Genomic DNA, 15,356 nt, shown 5'->3' with positions numbered 1-15,356 from the left:
AAGAGACAGGTATCTCCCCCGGTATCTCACCCGACACCTTCGCCGCGGTCTCCGCCCGGCTGCCGCGTGCCCTCGCCGTGCTGCGCGAGCAGGCGCTGGTCTGGGGCGGTGACGACCGGCTGCGGCTGGTGCGTACCGCCCGCGAGGTGCTGGCGCCCAGTGGCGGGGCCTCGCCGACCGGGCTGGGCCCCACCGTCGCCGAGGCGGTGGCCGCGGCGGCCCCCGGCTCGGGCAAGGCCGGTCCTTCGCCCGGCCGGCTACAGGAGATACTCGCCGCCGCCGGGCTGCCCGCCACCCATGATCCGGTGTCCGCCGTGGCGGCGCTGACCGCGCTGTTCGGCGACCGCGAGCGGATGGCGGCGCTGCTGGCCCAGGCTCCGCCGGAGGCCGCCGCGGTGCTGGACCGGCTGGTCTGGGGCCCGCCCTATGGCGAGGTCTCGGTCGACGCGCCGAGTCCCCCGGTGGCCTGGCTGATGGCCCGCGGACTGCTGCTGCCCTCCGGTTCGCGCCATGTGGTGCTGCCCCGCGAGGTGGCGCTGCACCTGCGGTCGGGGCGGGCGCACCGCACCCCCGAACCGCTGCCGCCGCTGCCGCGGCCGGCCGCCGAACACCGTCCACAGGCTGTGGACGCCGCCGCGGCGGGACAGGCGTTCACCGCCCTGGCCACCGTCGAGGAACTGCTCAAGCGCTGGGACGCCGGCGGCCCCCTGGTGCTGCGCGCGGGCGGGCTGAGCGTGCGCGATCTCAAGCGCACCGCCGCCGCCCTGGAAGTGACCGAGCCGGTCGCCGCCTTCTGGATCGAACTCGCCTACGCAGCCGGGCTGCTCGCCTCCGACGGGGAGGTGGACGAGCGGTACGCGCCGACCCCCGAGTACGACGAATGGCTGCGGCAGCCCGCCGAGGAGCGATGGACCGCACTGGCGGGCGCCTGGCTGGCGGCCACCCGCACCCCGGGGCTGGTGGGCTCCCGCGACGCCAAGGGGCGCACCTTCTCCGCGCTCGGCCCGGACCTGGACCGCTCGCCCGCGCCGGAGGTCCGCCGCCGGGTCCTGGAACTCCTCGCCGCGCTGCCGCCCGGCGCCGCGCCCGCACCGGACAGCCTGCTGGCCCGGTTGCGCTGGGAACGCCCGCTGCGCGGGGCCGCCGGAACCCGTGCCGTACCGGCCGGCGGCGCCCCGGAGGCCCCGCTCCCGGCGGACGGCGTCCCGGCGCGGCCCACCGGCTCCGACACCCCGGGTACGGCCGCCGCCATGCCGGAGGACCTGCGCTCCCGGCTCGCCCGCTGGACCCTGGCCGAGGCCGAGCTGCTCGGCGCCACCAGGGACGCGGCCCGCCCGGCGGCGCGGCTGCTGGCCCCGCTGCTGCCCGAGCCCCTGGACGAGGTGCTGCTCCAGGCCGACCTGACGGCCGTCGCGCCGGGGCCGCTGCGGCGCCCGCTCGCCGACGCGCTGGGGATGCTCGCCGAGGTGGAGTCCAAGGGCGGTGCCACCGTCTACCGCTTCACGCCCGAATCCGTGCGCCGGGCGCTGGACGCCGGCCGGACCGCGGCCGACCTGCACGCCTTCCTCGCCGAGCACTCCCGTACCCCGGTGCCCCAGCCGCTGTCCTACCTGGTGGACGACGTGGCCCGCCGCCACGGCCGGCTGCGGATCGGCGCCGCCTCGGCGTATGTGCGCTGCGACGATGACGCGCTGCTGGCCGAGATCCTGGCGGACCGCCGCTCGGCCCCGCTGCGGCTGCGCCGGCTGGCGCCCACCGTGCTGGCCTCCCAGGCGGCTCCGGACGCGCTGCTGGAGGGGCTGCGGGCGATGGGCTACGCGCCGGCCGCCGAGTCCGCGGAGGGGGACGTGCTGGTCACCCGCCCCGACGCGCACCGCACCCCGCCGCGTACCGCCCCGGTGCCGGTGCCGGAGGGGCCGCCCCGGCCCGACGACACCCTGCTGGGCGCGGCGGTGCGCGCTATCCGCGCCGGGGACCTCGCCGCGACGGCCCCGCACAAGCCGGTGGCCGCCGCCGCAGCCGGTACCGAGCCCGCCCGGGCGGGCGCCGGGGAGGGTCCGGCCCGTACCCGCGCCGCCACCGTCCCCACCAGCGCCGGCGGCATGCCCCGCACCAGCGCCGCGGACACCCTGGCCACCATGCAGGCCGCGACCCTGACCGGGGGCGTGGTGTGGATCGGCTACGTCAACGCGGAGGGCGCCGCCAGCCAGCGCGTGATCGCCCCGATCAGGGTGGAGGGCGGCTTCGTCACCGCCTACGACCACACGGCGGACGCGGTCCGCACCTACCCCCTGCACCGCATCACCGGTGCCGCCGAACTCGCCGACGAGGACGAGGACGAGCCGGCCGACGCCCCGCCGCCCGCCTGACGCCGTCCCGCGGGCCGGAGGGCCCCGGTCAGCCCATCCCCTCCGGCGTCCGGCCCTTCGCCGCAGGGGCGTGCGCCGGCGGCTCGGAAGGGGTGGGGCGGTCCCGCCGGGGTGCCGGGAGGGCCGGTTCCACAGCGTCCGACGCGACACCGGCGCCGATGGTGGACACTGGACGTTTGGCCACTGCGACGCCGAACGGAAAGGGACCGCGCGTGACCGGACCACTCATCGTGCAGAGCGACAAGACCCTGCTCCTGGAAGTCGACCATGAGCAGGCCGACGCCTGCCGGCGTGCCATCGCGCCGTTCGCGGAGCTGGAGCGGGCCCCCGAGCACATCCACACCTATCGGGTGACCCCGCTCGGGCTGTGGAACGCGCGGGCCGCCGGGCATGACGCCGAGCAGGTGGTGGACGCGCTGGTCAGCCACTCCCGCTATCCGGTGCCGCACGCGCTGCTGGTGGACGTCGCCGAGACGATGGCCCGGTACGGGCGGCTGCGGCTGCTCAAGCACCCCGTGCACGGGCTGGTGCTGGAGACCTCCGACCGTCCGGTGCTGGAGGAGATCCTGCGGTCCAAGAAGGTGCAGCCGCTGGTCGGGGCCCGGGTCGACCCGGACACCGTGGTCGTCCACCCCTCCGAGCGCGGCCAGATCAAGCAGGTGCTGCTGAAGCTGGGCTGGCCGGCCGAGGACCTGGCCGGCTACGTGGACGGCGAGGCGCACCCGATAGAGCTGCGGGAGGACGGCTGGTCGCTGCGGCCGTACCAGAAGCAGGCCGTGGAGGGCTTCTGGCACGGCGGCTCGGGCGTGGTGGTCCTGCCCTGCGGCGCCGGGAAGACGCTGGTCGGGGCGGGTGCCATGGCCACCGCCAAGTCGACCACCCTGATCCTGGTCACCAACACCGTCTCGGCCCGCCAGTGGAAGCACGAGCTGGTCAAGCGCACCTCGCTCACCGAGGACGAGATCGGTGAGTACAGCGGGACCCGGAAGGAGATCCGGCCGGTCACCATCGCCACCTACCAGGTGCTGACGACCAAGCGGAAGGGCGTCTACCCGCACCTGGAGCTGTTCGACTCCCGGGACTGGGGCCTGATCGTCTACGACGAGGTGCATCTGCTGCCGGCCCCGGTGTTCAAGTTCACCGCCGATCTCCAGGCCAGGCGGCGGCTGGGCCTGACCGCGACGCTGGTGCGGGAGGACGGGCGGGAGTCCGACGTCTTCTCGCTGATCGGCCCCAAGCGGTTCGACGCGCCGTGGAAGGAGATCGAGGCACAGGGCTACATCGCCCCGGCCGACTGCGTGGAGGTGCGGGTCAACCTGACCGACTCGGAGCGGCTGGCCTACGCCACGGCCGAGACCGAGGAGAAGTACCGGTTCTGCGCGACCACCGACAGCAAGCGGAACGTCACCGAGGCCCTGGTGGCCCGGCACCAGGGGCAGCAGACCCTGGTCATCGGGCAGTACATCGACCAGCTGGACGAGCTGGGGGAGCATCTGAACGCCCCGGTGATCAAGGGCGAGACCAGCAACGCCCAGCGGGAGAAGCTGTTCGACGCGTTCCGGCAGGGTGAGATCTCGGTGTTGGTGGTCTCCAAGGTGGCCAACTTCTCCATCGACCTCCCGGAGGCCACCGTGGCCATCCAGGTCTCCGGCACCTTCGGCTCCCGCCAGGAGGAGGCCCAGCGGCTGGGCCGAGTGCTGCGCCCGAAGGCGGACGGCCACCCGGCGGTCTTCTACTCGGTGGTCGCCCGGGACACCATCGACCAGGACTTCGCGGCCCACCGGCAGCGGTTCCTGGCCGAGCAGGGCTACGCGTACCGGATCGTCGACTCGACCGCGCTCCTGACACCGGACGAGGAGGCGTAGCCGCCGGGGGCGAGGTGTAGTCGGCGGCGGACGCGTGGCCGACGGCGGACGCGTGGCCGACGGCGGACGCGTGGCCGGCGGCGGACGCGTGGCCGGCGGCGGACGCGTGGCCGGCGGCGGTCGGGGCCTCGGGGCTGCCCGGGGCCTGCCTCGGCGACTCGGGGCTGTCGGGGGCCTGCCTCGCTGCCGAGGCCACCTCTGGGGACGGCTCGGGGGGCTGCCCGGGTGGGACGGGACTACCTGTGGGGGCGGCGGACCTCGTCGCCGTACTCGCCGAGCAGCACCACGCTGACGGCGGTGCCGGCGAAGACCTTGACCGCGCGCAGGGCGTTGCCGAGGAAGTGGCGGGAGTGGCCGTCGGCGTGGTCGCCGAGGGCGGTGGCTCCGTGCGCGGCGGGTTCGCGGCCTGGGAAGACGGTTACTGCGCTCATGTATCCAAGGATCGCTCTCACTCGTCCGTACCACATCGGCCTGCCGGTGTAATCGAGGCCGGGCGCGCCTACGACCACAGGGCCATGGGATCCCCCAAAAGCATCAGGGGGAACCCTGAGAACCCACGGCGCCGCCACCAGGTCCCCCCGCGTTCCGTATGTCCGCACCGCCCGCCGCAGGCCCGTACACCCGCTCCGGGGGCGGGTACAGGCCGCCCGGCCCGGGTACGCCCCGCGTCGGATACGCCACCGGGCCGGCCCGGGCACGCACGACCCCGGCCGGTGCGCCCCCGCGCCGTATACGCCACCGGGCCGCCCGAGTATCCGCCCCAGGCCCGCAGACCCCCGCCGGGCACACCGCCGCACGGCCGGGAATCGTTCGCGCGTTCCTCGGGCAGTGGCTACAATCGCCCCTTCCCCGGATTCGTCCGGGCACCTCCCGCCGCCTCCCGCGTGGCCCGTCCGGGTCCGTACGAGGAGAGCCGCCGTCCGGACGGAAACCGGACGGTACGCGCGCGTGCCGACACCATGCGCCACCTTCTGCGTTGCCGGATACCTGCACACCCAGCCGGAGGCCCCGCCGTGCCCTCGCACGACCCTGTTCAGCCCGTCTCGCACCACCCGCACCACGCGTCCCACCCGCAGCCGGCCCGGCCGATCGCGCCCGGCGCCGACGACGACCCCCTGGCCCGTGAGCGGGCCCACCTGTCCGCCTCCCGGGCCGCGTTGCGCGCCATGCGCGCCGATGTGGAGGCGCTGGACATCAGCGACGTGACCGCGAACTGGGTCAACGCCGCGGTACTGCAGAGCCAGATCGACGAGCGGATCAAGGCGCTCGCCGACCTCGCGCACACCCCGCTGTTCTTCGGCCGGCTCAACTACCTCCACTCCCCCGGCGCCGACAAGGCGGAGGGCGCCGAGGGGGAACCCGCCGGTGGAGCCGGCTCGACGGACACCTTCTACATCGGGCGGCGGCATGTGCACGACGCCGACGGCGACCCGATGGTGATCGACTGGCGCGCCCCGGTCTCCCAGCCCTTCTACCAGGCGTCCAAGAAGCAGCCGATGGACATCGCGCTGCGTCGCCGGTTCGGCTACACCGGCGGGGAGTTGACCGCCTACGAGGACGAGAACCTCACCGACCCGACCGAGGGCGAGACGGCCAGCAAGCTGCTCCAGTCGGAGATCGAGCGTCCGCGTGTCGGCCCGATGCGGGACATCGTGGCCACCATCCAGCCCGAGCAGGACGAGATCGTGCGCGCCGGGATCGGCGGCACGGTGTGCGTCCAGGGGGCGCCGGGCACCGGGAAGACCGCGGTGGGCCTGCACCGGATCGCGTACCTGCTGTACGCGCACCGGGACCGGCTGGCCCGCTCCGGCACCCTGGTCATCGGCCCGAACCGCTCCTTCCTCCAGTACATCGAGCAAGTGCTTCCCGCGCTCGGCGAGTTGCAGGTGCGGCAGGCCACCGTGGACGACCTGGTGGCGCGCGAGGGCGTCGCGGTGCGCGGGGCGGACGAGGCGGAGGCGGCCCGGATCAAGGGCGACGCGCGGCTGGCGGAGGTGCTGCGGCGGGCCCTGCGGTCGCATGTCACGCTGCCGACCGAGCCCTGCGTGGTGGTGCGCGGCTCGCGGCGTTGGCGGGTTCCGGCGTACGAGATCGAGGAGATCGTCACCGAGCTGCTGGCCCGCGACATCCGGTACGGCGCCGCCCGCGAGGCGCTGCCGCAGCGCATCGCCCATGCGGTGCTGGTGCGGATGGAACAGGCCGGCGAGGCGCCGGACGACCGGGTGCAGGACACGGTGGCCCGCAACGCGGCGGTGAAGGCCGTGGTCAAGGCGGTCTGGCCGCCGGTGGACCCGGCCAAGCTGGTGCTGCGGCTGCTGTCCGAACCGGAGTTCCTGGCCGAGCACGCGGACGGGCTGCTCTCCGCCGACGAGCAGAAGGCGATCTTGTGGGCCAAGCCGGCGCGCAGCGTGAGGTCGGCGAAGTGGTCGCCGGCCGACGCGGTGCTGATCGACGAGGCGACCGACCTGATCCAGCGCACCCCGTCGCTGGGGCACGTGGTGCTGGACGAGGCGCAGGACCTGTCGCCGATGCAGTACCGGGCGGTGGGCCGCCGCTGCACCACCGGTTCCGCGACCATCCTGGGCGATCTTGCGCAGGGCACCACCCCCTGGGCGACCGGGAGTTGGCAGGAGGCGCTCAGCCACCTGGGCAAGCCGGAGGGCAGGGTCGAGGAGCTCACTCAGGGCTTCCGGGTGCCGCGTGAGGTGATCGCCTACGCCTCCCGGCTGCTGCCGGCCATCGCGCCCGAGCTGACCGAGGCGACCTCGATCCGCGAGGCGGCCGGCGACTTCTCGGTGCGCGAGGTGGCGCTGGACGCGCTGGACGCGGAGGTGGTCGAGGCCTGCCGCCGCGCCCTGGAGCACGAGGGTTCGATCGGCCTGATCGCCGCCGACGCGCGGATCCCGGTGCTCGCCGAGGCCCTGTCGGCGGCCGGCCTGGCCCACCTCTCCCCCGGCGAGGAGACCACCGCCGACTCCCGGCTCACCCTGGTGCCGGCGACGCTGGCCAAGGGTCTGGAGTACGACTACGTGGTGCTCGACGAACCGGCCGCCGTGGTGGACGGCGAACCCGACGAGCGCACCGGCCTGCGCCGCCTGTACGTGGCCCTCACCCGAGCCGTCTCCGGCCTCACGGTCATCCACGCGGCCCCCCTCCCGGACCGGCTGGCCTGAGCGGGGGTGCCCCGAGGCGCGGTACGGGCCGGGGTGCCCCGAGGCGCCGTGCGGGCCCGGCCCCTGCCGCACCGGGGCCGGGGTGACGGTTCGGGGCACCCGAGGCCCGGGTGGCCGGCCGGGTGCCCCGGTCGGGGTGGCGTTCGGAGCCTCAGACGGAGGACGCGTCGAGGAGGGTTTCCGCGGCGGCGGTGCGGGCGTAGAGGACCCAGCGGCCGACGCGGTGGGCGCTGACCAGGCCCGCGTCGCGCAGCGCGGTGAGGCATTGGGAGACCCCGGCCGGGGAGAGTCCGGTGCGGTGGGCCAGTTCGGTGGTGGAGGCCGGGGTCTCCAGCTCGGTCAGCAGCAGGGCTCGTGAGCGGCCGAGCACGGGGGCCAGGGCACGGGTCCCGATGGCCGGCCGCGTCTCCCACAGCCTGCCGACGCCGCGGGCCGGATAGGCGAGTTGCGGCGGGTCCGGCGGTCGCACCCGGGTGCGCAGCCCGGGGCCGGTGAACGCGGACGGGATCAGCAGCAGTCCGGCGCCCGCGGACTGGCGGGACATGCCCCGCTTCCGGCGGACCAGGGTGAGCGCGTCGCCGTCCCAGCTCACCGAGGTGTGCAGGCCGTTGAAGAGGTGCCCTGTGCCGTGCTCGGCGACGGTGCGGGCCCGGTGGAAGACATCTGCGTCCAGTACGGCCCTGATCCGCGCCCAGTACGGAGCGAGCGCCAACTCCCAGTATTTACGTATCTCTTGTACGAGCTTGGCCAGCCGGGCGGACGGGGCGGCGTGAAGGCTCGACAGGCGCGGGCCGAGATGTCCCTGGTGGCGGGCGAGGTGGTCGAGATCCTGGCGTACCCGGTCGGCGGGCGAGGCCAGGATCGCGTCCCACTCCGCCGCCGGTGCGGGGGCCGGCTGGACGGGGGCCGGGGTGAGGAAGTCGGGCACGTAGCCGGAGGGCCCGATCAGTTCGGCAAGCCATCCCCGGTCCAGGCCGGCGGCCAGCACGCGGGGCCGCGCCTGCTCGATCCAGGGCCGGTGGACGGGGTGCGCCGTGTCCGATGCCAGCAGCCGGAAGCTGGGCGCGACCTCCCACATCGGCGAGATCGCGAACCGCACCTTCGCGAGGTCGTTCGCCGAGAACGCCAGCTCCGCCACCGCAATCGCCTCCCCATGGATTCGGGCATCCCTGAAACGATGGCCCGCCAGGTTGTCCCGCACCGATCATCCCGCCATGACCTCACAGAACATCACCGCGGCGGCATCGGGCACCTGGAAACTCGGCGACCGCACGGTCAACCGGATCGGCTTCGGCGCGATGCGCCTGCCCCAGCACGGCGAGGCGCTCGCGCCCGACGCCCTCCCGCGCGACCGCGACCAGGCGATCACGGTGCTGCGCCGGGCGGTCGAGCTCGGCGTGAACCACATCGACACCGCCGCGTTCTACTTCTCTCCGCTGCGCTCCGCCAACGAACTGATCAACCGCGCCCTGGCGCCCTACCCGGACGACCTGGTCATCGCCACCAAGGTCGGCCCGGGCCGCGACCCCTCAGGCAACTGGCAGCCCCACGCCACCCCCGAAGGTCTGCGCGGCCAGGTCGAGGAGAACCTGCGCCAGCTCGGCCGCGACCACCTCGACGTGGTCAACCTGCGCATCGTCGGCACCGATTCCCTCGCCGATCGCTTCGGCGCGCTCGCCGCACTGCGCGACGCCGGACTCATCCGCCACCTCGGCCTGTCCAACATCCGCGCCCACCACCTCGCCGAGGCCCAGGCCATCGCACCGGTGGTCTGCGTCCAGAACATGTACGGCATCGGCGCGTCGCCCGAGCAGGACGAGCTGCTGCGCCTCTGCGGTGAACAGCGCGTCGCGTTCGTACCGTTCTACTCGATCGCCGGCAGCGGACGCACGGCGGGCGCGCCCGCGAACGACAGCGGCACCGTGCGCGCCATCGCCCGCGCCCGGGGGGTGAGCCCCGCCCAGGTGCGGCTGGCGTGGACGCTGCACCGCGGTCCGCACGTGCTGGCCATTCCCGGCACCGGCGACCCCGAGCACCTCGCCCAGAACGTGGCCGCCGGTTCGCTGCGCCTTTCCGAGGACGAGCTGGCCGAACTGGACTCCCTCCACCACGCGGCCGCGTGATCGCGTCGCCCCGACGGCCTCGTGGCCCGCCGCCATGCCGTCCGGCGTCGTTCACGCCGCCGGGGGGACGTCCTCCCCCGTACCGCCGGAGGCCAGGGACCCCAGCAGTGAGTCCAGCAGCCCCGGGAAGCGTGCGTCGAGGTCGGCGCGGCGGAGCCGGACGTAGCGGTTGCGTCCGGCCGCGCGGGTGGAGGTGATGCCGGCCTCCCGCAGCACCCGCATATGGTGCGAGACGGTCGACTTGTGGAGCCGTTCGAGGCCCAGCACGCGGGGGTCGCAGCTGTGTTCCTCGCCGTCCGCGTAGATGCCCAGCAACTGGATGCGCACCGGATCGCCGAGGGCGTGCAGCACCTTGACCAGCTGGATCTCGCCGGTGTCCGGCTGAGGCAGCAGTTCCTCACTCATGCCGTTCCACTCCCGTCCTCGCTCCCTCGCACCCCGCCAACTGTTTGACAATCATCCACCAATCTCTATTGTTTGACGAGCGTCAAACCGTTGGCCGCGCGCTGCCGCCCGACGCTGCCCCGGCGCACCCCGCCACCACTCCCCGGGAGGGAACCCTTGCGTCTCCGCCTGCTGCTCCTCGCGCTCGGCACCTTCGCGATGGGCACCGACAGCATGGTCATCGCCGGCATCCTGGGGCCGGTCGCCGACGACCTGGACGTGTCCGTCTCGGCGGCCGGCCAGCTGGTCACCGTCTTCGCGCTCGCCTACGCCCTGCTGGCCCCAGTGCTGGCCACCCTCACCGCCGGCTGGCCCCGCCGCCGGCTGCTGCTCACCGCGCTCGCCGTCTTCACCGCGGCCAACGTGCTCAGCGCCCTCGCCCCCTCCTACGGGCCGCTGCTGGCCACCCGGGTGCTGGCCGCCGCCGGGGCCGCGCTCTACACCCCCACCGCCAACGCGGTCGCCACCACGATCGTCCCGCCCGAGCGGCGCGGCCGGGCCCTGGCCACCGTGCTCGGCGGCATGACCGTGGCCACCGCGCTGGGCGTGCCGCTGGGCACCTGGCTCGGCAGCGCGGACTGGCGGATGACCATGTGGTTGGTGGTGGCCCTCGGCGCCGCCGCGTTCATCGGCCTGGCCCTGCTGCTGCGCGAGCTGCCCGAGCCGCCGGCCGCCGCACCCGGGCTGCGCGAGCGGCTCACCCCGCTCACCGACCGACGGGTGCTGGGCGCCGCCGCCACCACCTTCGCGTTCTTCCTGGCCTTCAACTCCGTCTACATCTACCTGTCCACCGCCGTCCGCCCGGCGACCGGGGGTGACGCCCAGCGGCTGAGCCTGATCCTGCTGGTCTCCGGCGTCGCCTCGGTCGCCGGCAGCTGGGTCGGCGGCCGGGCCGTGGACCGCTTCGGCGTACGAGCCGTCCTGCTCACTGGCAGCTGCGCCGCCGCCCTCGCCTTCACCACCCTCCCCTGGGCGGCCCGGAGCATGCCCACCGCCCTCGGGTACGCCGTGGTCACCCCGCTGGCCGGCTGGGCGGTCTCGATCGCCCTCCCGCACCGGCTCGCCTCCCTCGACCCCGCCAACGCCCCGCTGCTGATCTCCCTCAACAGCAGCGCGCTCTACCTGGGCATCGCGGCCGGCGGTGGCGCGGGCAGCGCGGCCATCGCCCTGCTCGGCGACCGCTGGTTCCCCCTCGCCGCCACCGCCAACAAGCCCTCGTAGAGTGGTCGTTCATGACCGAGTCACACCCCCTGCTGGGCATGCTCCTGCACGCCGCCGACGGACGGTTCCCTCCCGCGGACGGCGGCGTGACGGTCCTTCCCCCGCTGCCGGGCGGGCTGGAGTGCTCGGTGGCGTTCACCGGGCACGCCGTGGTCGCCACCGCCCTGCCCGCCTCCGAGGTCCGGTCCCAGGGCCCCGACGGCTACGGGGCCTCGCTGGCCCCCGACTTCCTGCGCTACCTCGCCGGTCGCGACGGCTGGATCGACAGCATCGACGCGACCCTCGTCGCCCGTGGCACGCCGGGCCCTCCCCGACTGCCCGCACGCCATGGCGCCGACGACCACCCGCGGGTCCGCCACGCCCAGGCCCTCCGCACCGAGGTCCGTGTCCACGGGGACGAACGCGGCCTTGTCACCCTCGCCCGCGGCCTGGCCGGACGGCACGAGATCAGCATCGAACTCGACGATCCCGACAGCGAGGCGGCCGGGCTCGGCCGCGCCCTGCTGAGTGACGCGCTCACCCTGGTCCCCGCCGGGGAGCCGGTCTTCGCCGCCGTCGCCCCCGGCAACGCGCGGTCCCTCCGGGCCTTCCTCGCGGCCGGCTTCCGGGCACTTGGCAGCGAGGTCATCATCCGTCCCGACCGGCCGGTCTCCGGCTAGGGCGGGCCTCGGGCCGGGAACCCTCGTCACCTCGGCCCTCGGGGGACCGCTCTTCGAGAACTCCGAGGAAGGCCGAGGCGACGAGCGCGACGACACGGTCCTCGTCCTGGGTCAGTTGACGCAGGACCTCCCGCACGGTGGTCGCCGGCAGCTCGACCAGCGCCTGGATCAGGCGGATCCGCGTCGCGGAGTCCGCCGTGCGCGCGGCGAGTTCGTCGACCAGTGCGGTCGTGATCCGGTCCGCGGACGCGGGGTCCTGGCACAGCGTTCCCAGGACCTCCGCCGCGTCGACGTCGTTGGCGCCCTCGACCACCATGCCGAGGAGTGTCGGCACGGCCGCGGTCACACCACGCCTGCCCAACGCCAGTGCGGCGTGCCCGCGCACCGTTGTGTCCGGGTCCCCGAGCGCGTCCGCGAGCACCGCGCTCGCGCCCGGAGCCTCGGGCATCTCGGCGATCGCCCGCACCGCGCGCCGCCGGATGTCGACGTCTTCCGACCGCATGCCGGCGGCCAGCGCCGCCACGCCGTCGCCGCCCGATCGGGCGAGCGCCCAGCGCAGGGCGCCCGCGACGTTCGAGTCGGATTCGGTCAGGACCGCCCCGGCCAGCAGCTCGACGGGAACCGACACGCCCTCCGGACGGGCCAGCACGGCCTGCTGCCTGCGCGCGGCGCTGGTCGAGCCGAGCCCCTGCATGAGTTCGACGATGCGCAGGACGTCCTGCCAGCCGGTGGGCGCCGACGCATCGACCGCTCGAAGCCGCTTGAGCAGCTCCTGCTCCCGCTCCAAGCGATCTTCCGTCCACCGGATGAGGTCGCCGACCAGAGCGGACGGCGTGAAGGCCGGGTCCTCCAGCGCCCGTCCGATCTGCTTGAGCGAGAGCCCGAGGGACCGCAGGCTCTCCACATGGAAGATCCTCCGGACGTCCTCGGCGGAGTACTCGCGGTAGCCGCCAACGGTGCGACCGGTCGGTCGCACCAGCCCGAGGGCGTCGTAGTGCCGGAGCATCCGGGTACTCACCCCCGAGTGACGGGCCACATCACCGATCAGCAATCCGGGGCCCCCGCGGCCTTGGCAGGCCCCGCCGAGCCGGCCGTCTCCGCCATCTCCGCCATCTCCGCGGTCTCGGCGGTCTCGGTGGTCTCGGCCGTCTCGGCGGTGTCGGCGGTCTCGGCCGTCTCGGCGGTCTCGGCCATCTCCAAAGTCCCGGCGGCCTCCGAAGTCCCGGCGGCCTCTGAAGTCCCGATGGTCTCAGCCGTCTCGGCGGCCTCCGCGGCCACGGCGATTCCCGATGCGGCCACGGCGGCGGCAGTGGCGGCAGCGGCTCGTTCCGGGCCGAGTGTGACGGCTCGCTTCGCCTCGAAGACGGCCGCGTCGAAACCGGAATCCGGGTCCCGCAGGAGCAGCACGGTGGCATGGGCATGCGCGGCCACCGCCGGGCAGGGGTTCGCCGAGGCCCTCTCCAGGACGGGTTCGATCACGTCGCCGAGGTCGACGAGGGCCCGGCTCAGGCTCAGCTGTACCTCGCGGTCGCCGCGGCCGAGCTGCCGGGCCAGTTCGTCGGCCAGGTCCTTCTCCTCGTCCTCGGGCACGAGGGCGACCGCGACGCGCCACGCGGTCCGCGCGACCTCGTCGTCGGCGTCACGCAGCATGTCGCGGGTGATCCAGGCCCACGCACTCCTGTCGCCGATCTTGGAGAGCGTATGCAAGGCCTGGCTACGGGCCTGCGTGCGCTCGGACTCGAGTTCCCGGCGAATCCGGGGCAGGGTGATCTCCGACGAGAGGCGGGTCAGTGCCCAGGACAGCATGTCTCGTACGAAGAAGTCCGGCTCGACCGCGCACCGCTCGACGAGCGTCTCCAAGAGTCCGGGGTCGGGGTTCGAGCCGACCGCCAGGGCCGCCTGAAGCCGGACCGACGAGTCCTCGGCGCCCAGGGCGTTGACCACGCGGGTGTACTGCGGCATTCCGTCTGTCATGTTGATCGGGTCCACCTCCTGCGCCCAGGGGACACCTTGTCACTGTGTCAAGGTCAACCCTGAGGCCGATCGCCCCCACCTGCCCGTACAGCGAGGATCGCCGGGGAGGGCGTCCTGGAACTGATCCTCCAGGAGGCCGCCCGCATCGACGCGGCCCGGGCCGTCCACGGCCCGGCGCTGGGGGAGTCCACGGCGCCCCGCAGCGGCCGATGCGGCCGAACGGCCGTTCCGCGCGGGTGCGTCTTCTGACACCCGGGCCGGGAACAGCCGCTCAGGGAAGGGGGCGGTCAGCCGATGGGGTTGACGAAGGTGGCCGGGTGGGTGGCACCGGTCTGGTCGACGAGCGCGCCCCAGGGCCAGTCGAGGGTCAGCGAGGTGGTCTCGTTCGGCGGGGTGATCTCCACCTGGGCGGGCATCCAGGTGTTCTCGTCGCCCTCCGCCGCCAGGGCGAGGCTGATCGTGAAGTCGGTGCTGTCGCCGGGGGCCAGGGTGATCGAGCCGTACTTGGCCGACGAGCGCTGCAGCGACCAGACCTGACCGCCGTTCTCCGACTTGAGGTCCACGCCCGGGAAGCCGCCGATCTTGCAGGTGCGCCCGCTGGAGTTGGTCAGCACGATGCTGGTGGTGGTCGCGCCCTGCGCGTTGGGGTCCGGGACCGCGTCATCGCCGGTGGCGAACGCCGCGTCCAGGGCGTCGGTGTGGCAGCGCTGGATGCCGGAGGCCGTACGGCTGCCCTGGGTGGCGGCCTTGCTGCCGGCCTGCGTGCCCGACTCCGTCTTCGCGCCGGAGCCCGTCTTGCCGCCGGATCCCGCCGTGGCGTCGGAGCCCTGCGCACCGGTGGACGAACCCGAGCCGTTGGAGGAGCCCGCGCCACTGGTGTCCGCGCCACCGGGGTTCGCGGCGTTGGGGTTCGCGGCGGCCACGGCCGAGTCCGCCTTGCCCGAGGACTTCGTGCCGCCGGCGTCCGAGTCGGAGCAGGCGGTCAGGGTCAGACCGGCGGCCACGGTGAGAGCGGCGGCGGCGACACGCAGGGCACGGCGGCGGACGGTGCGGACGGTCTTGGAGCTCATTTCGGGTTCCCCCCTGGGCGGTCGGTGTCGTTGTTCCCTCGGTACGTCACCTACTCTGGCCGGGCCCCTTAGCGATCGACTTCCGCTCGGCTAACACCCGGCTAATGACCTGGCAACCGACCAGCCGAGCCCTTTCCCACCCCGTTCGGGCAGGAGATTTCGGGGCGTAACCGGTGCGGGCAGGCGATCAGTTGGAGGGACAGGAACCGGTCCCCGCTGAGCCACCAACCGCCCACGACGTCCTCACCGGCGGCCAGATCCGCCAGCATCGTCGTGGGGTCCGGGGCCGGTCCGCAGCGCCCGACGACGGCCTGGGCGTACTCGGCCAGCCGCGCGGTGAACCAGCGGACGGCGGCCTCCGGCGGGAACGTCCCAGCGCTCCGGCCGGCGGGCTTCAGCAGCCAGTGGGCGCGTTCCAGCGGGGGCAGATCAGTGGCCTGGAAGGCGGGGTGCAGGGG

At 74.3% G+C, this 15,356-nt stretch carries 13 protein-coding genes; 6 read left to right on the top strand and 7 right to left on the bottom strand.

Going from position 1 to position 15,356, the window contains the following annotated elements; translation table 11 throughout:
• Together E4099_RS17140 and E4099_RS17135 are read left to right on the top strand one after the other, a co-directional pair.
• Nucleotides 1-2,369, top strand: a 2,369-nt coding sequence (locus E4099_RS17140; protein WP_135339944.1) for a helicase-associated domain-containing protein, incomplete at its 5' end; no start/stop codon positions are given.
• A 212-nt stretch (nt 2,370-2,581) separates the two neighbouring features.
• A complete protein-coding gene (locus E4099_RS17135) occupies nt 2,582-4,234 on the top strand; it encodes a DNA repair helicase XPB (RefSeq protein ID WP_135339943.1) in 1,653 nt (550 codons plus the stop codon).
• A 236-nt stretch (nt 4,235-4,470) separates the two neighbouring features.
• On the opposite strand, the gene E4099_RS17130 is transcribed toward E4099_RS17135, so the two are convergent.
• Nucleotides 4,471-4,665, bottom strand: a complete 195-nt coding sequence (locus E4099_RS17130; protein ID WP_135339942.1) for a hypothetical protein — start codon at nt 4,663-4,665, stop codon at nt 4,471-4,473.
• A gap of 657 nt (nt 4,666-5,322) precedes the next feature.
• Here E4099_RS17130 and E4099_RS17125 point away from each other — a divergent pair.
• Nucleotides 5,323-7,407, top strand: coding sequence for a HelD family protein (locus E4099_RS17125; protein ID WP_245244927.1), 2,085 nt, complete (start codon nt 5,323-5,325; stop codon nt 7,405-7,407).
• Between the two features lie 151 nt (nt 7,408-7,558).
• On the opposite strand, the gene E4099_RS17120 is transcribed toward E4099_RS17125, so the two are convergent.
• A complete protein-coding gene (locus E4099_RS17120; RefSeq protein ID WP_245244925.1) occupies nt 7,559-8,551 on the bottom strand; it encodes an ArsR/SmtB family transcription factor in 993 nt (330 codons plus the stop codon).
• A gap of 70 nt (nt 8,552-8,621) precedes the next feature.
• Between E4099_RS17120 and E4099_RS17115 the strand changes: the two genes are divergently transcribed.
• Nucleotides 8,622-9,530 (top strand): oxidoreductase, encoded by a 909-nt coding sequence (locus tag E4099_RS17115; protein WP_135339940.1) that lies wholly within the window; start codon nt 8,622-8,624, stop codon nt 9,528-9,530.
• Between the two features lie 51 nt (nt 9,531-9,581).
• On the opposite strand, the gene E4099_RS17110 is transcribed toward E4099_RS17115, so the two are convergent.
• Nucleotides 9,582-9,935: an ArsR/SmtB family transcription factor gene (locus tag E4099_RS17110; RefSeq protein WP_135339939.1), complete on the bottom strand. Its 354-nt coding sequence runs from the start codon at nt 9,933-9,935 to the stop codon at nt 9,582-9,584.
• A 156-nt stretch (nt 9,936-10,091) separates the two neighbouring features.
• Between E4099_RS17110 and E4099_RS17105 the strand changes: the two genes are divergently transcribed.
• Nucleotides 10,092-11,195: an MFS transporter gene (locus E4099_RS17105; protein WP_135339938.1), complete on the top strand. Its 1,104-nt coding sequence runs from the start codon at nt 10,092-10,094 to the stop codon at nt 11,193-11,195.
• Nucleotides 11,196-11,206: 11 nt separating this feature from the next.
• Nucleotides 11,207-11,854 (top strand): hypothetical protein, encoded by a 648-nt coding sequence (locus E4099_RS17100; protein WP_135339937.1) that lies wholly within the window; start codon nt 11,207-11,209, stop codon nt 11,852-11,854.
• On the opposite strand, the gene E4099_RS17095 is transcribed toward E4099_RS17100, so the two are convergent.
• The 4 genes from E4099_RS17095 to E4099_RS33030 form a co-directional block, all read right to left on the bottom strand.
• Nucleotides 11,823-12,905, bottom strand: a complete 1,083-nt coding sequence (locus tag E4099_RS17095) for a HEAT repeat domain-containing protein (RefSeq protein ID WP_135339936.1) — start codon at nt 12,903-12,905, stop codon at nt 11,823-11,825. The genes E4099_RS17100 and E4099_RS17095 overlap by 32 nt on opposite strands.
• Complete coding sequence (locus E4099_RS17090) at nt 12,899-13,828, bottom strand: HEAT repeat domain-containing protein (protein WP_245244922.1); 930 nt, start codon at nt 13,826-13,828, stop codon at nt 12,899-12,901. The genes E4099_RS17095 and E4099_RS17090 overlap by 7 nt, the downstream gene beginning before the upstream one ends.
• Nucleotides 13,829-14,115: 287 nt before the next feature.
• A complete protein-coding gene (locus tag E4099_RS17085; RefSeq protein ID WP_135339935.1) occupies nt 14,116-14,898 on the bottom strand; it encodes a DUF4232 domain-containing protein in 783 nt (260 codons plus the stop codon).
• A gap of 101 nt (nt 14,899-14,999) precedes the next feature.
• Nucleotides 15,000-15,356, bottom strand: a 357-nt coding sequence (locus tag E4099_RS33030) for a hypothetical protein (protein ID WP_167828404.1), incomplete at its 5' end; no start/stop codon positions are given.

The sequence above is a fragment of the Streptomyces palmae genome, from assembly GCF_004684805.1.
Lineage (GTDB): Bacteria > Actinomycetota > Actinomycetes > Streptomycetales > Streptomycetaceae > Streptomyces > Streptomyces palmae.
Note: the sequence above shows the minus strand (reverse complement) of the source record. Positions and strands in the feature narration are given on the sequence as shown.

What these genes read in the sequence shown, in the direction of transcription:
- E4099_RS17130 (WP_135339942.1), bottom strand. Translation starts at nt 4,665, where the DNA reads ATGAGCGCAGTAACCGTCTTCCCAGGCCGCGAACCCGCCGCGCACGGA.
- E4099_RS17115 (WP_135339940.1), top strand. Translation starts at nt 8,622, where the DNA reads ATGACCTCACAGAACATCACCGCGGCGGCATCGGGCACCTGGAAACTC.
- E4099_RS17110 (WP_135339939.1), bottom strand. Translation starts at nt 9,935, where the DNA reads ATGAGTGAGGAACTGCTGCCTCAGCCGGACACCGGCGAGATCCAGCTG.
- E4099_RS17100 (WP_135339937.1), top strand. Translation starts at nt 11,207, where the DNA reads ATGACCGAGTCACACCCCCTGCTGGGCATGCTCCTGCACGCCGCCGAC.
- E4099_RS17090 (WP_245244922.1), bottom strand. Translation starts at nt 13,828, where the DNA reads ATGACAGACGGAATGCCGCAGTACACCCGCGTGGTCAACGCCCTGGGC.
- E4099_RS17085 (WP_135339935.1), bottom strand. Translation starts at nt 14,898, where the DNA reads ATGAGCTCCAAGACCGTCCGCACCGTCCGCCGCCGTGCCCTGCGTGTC.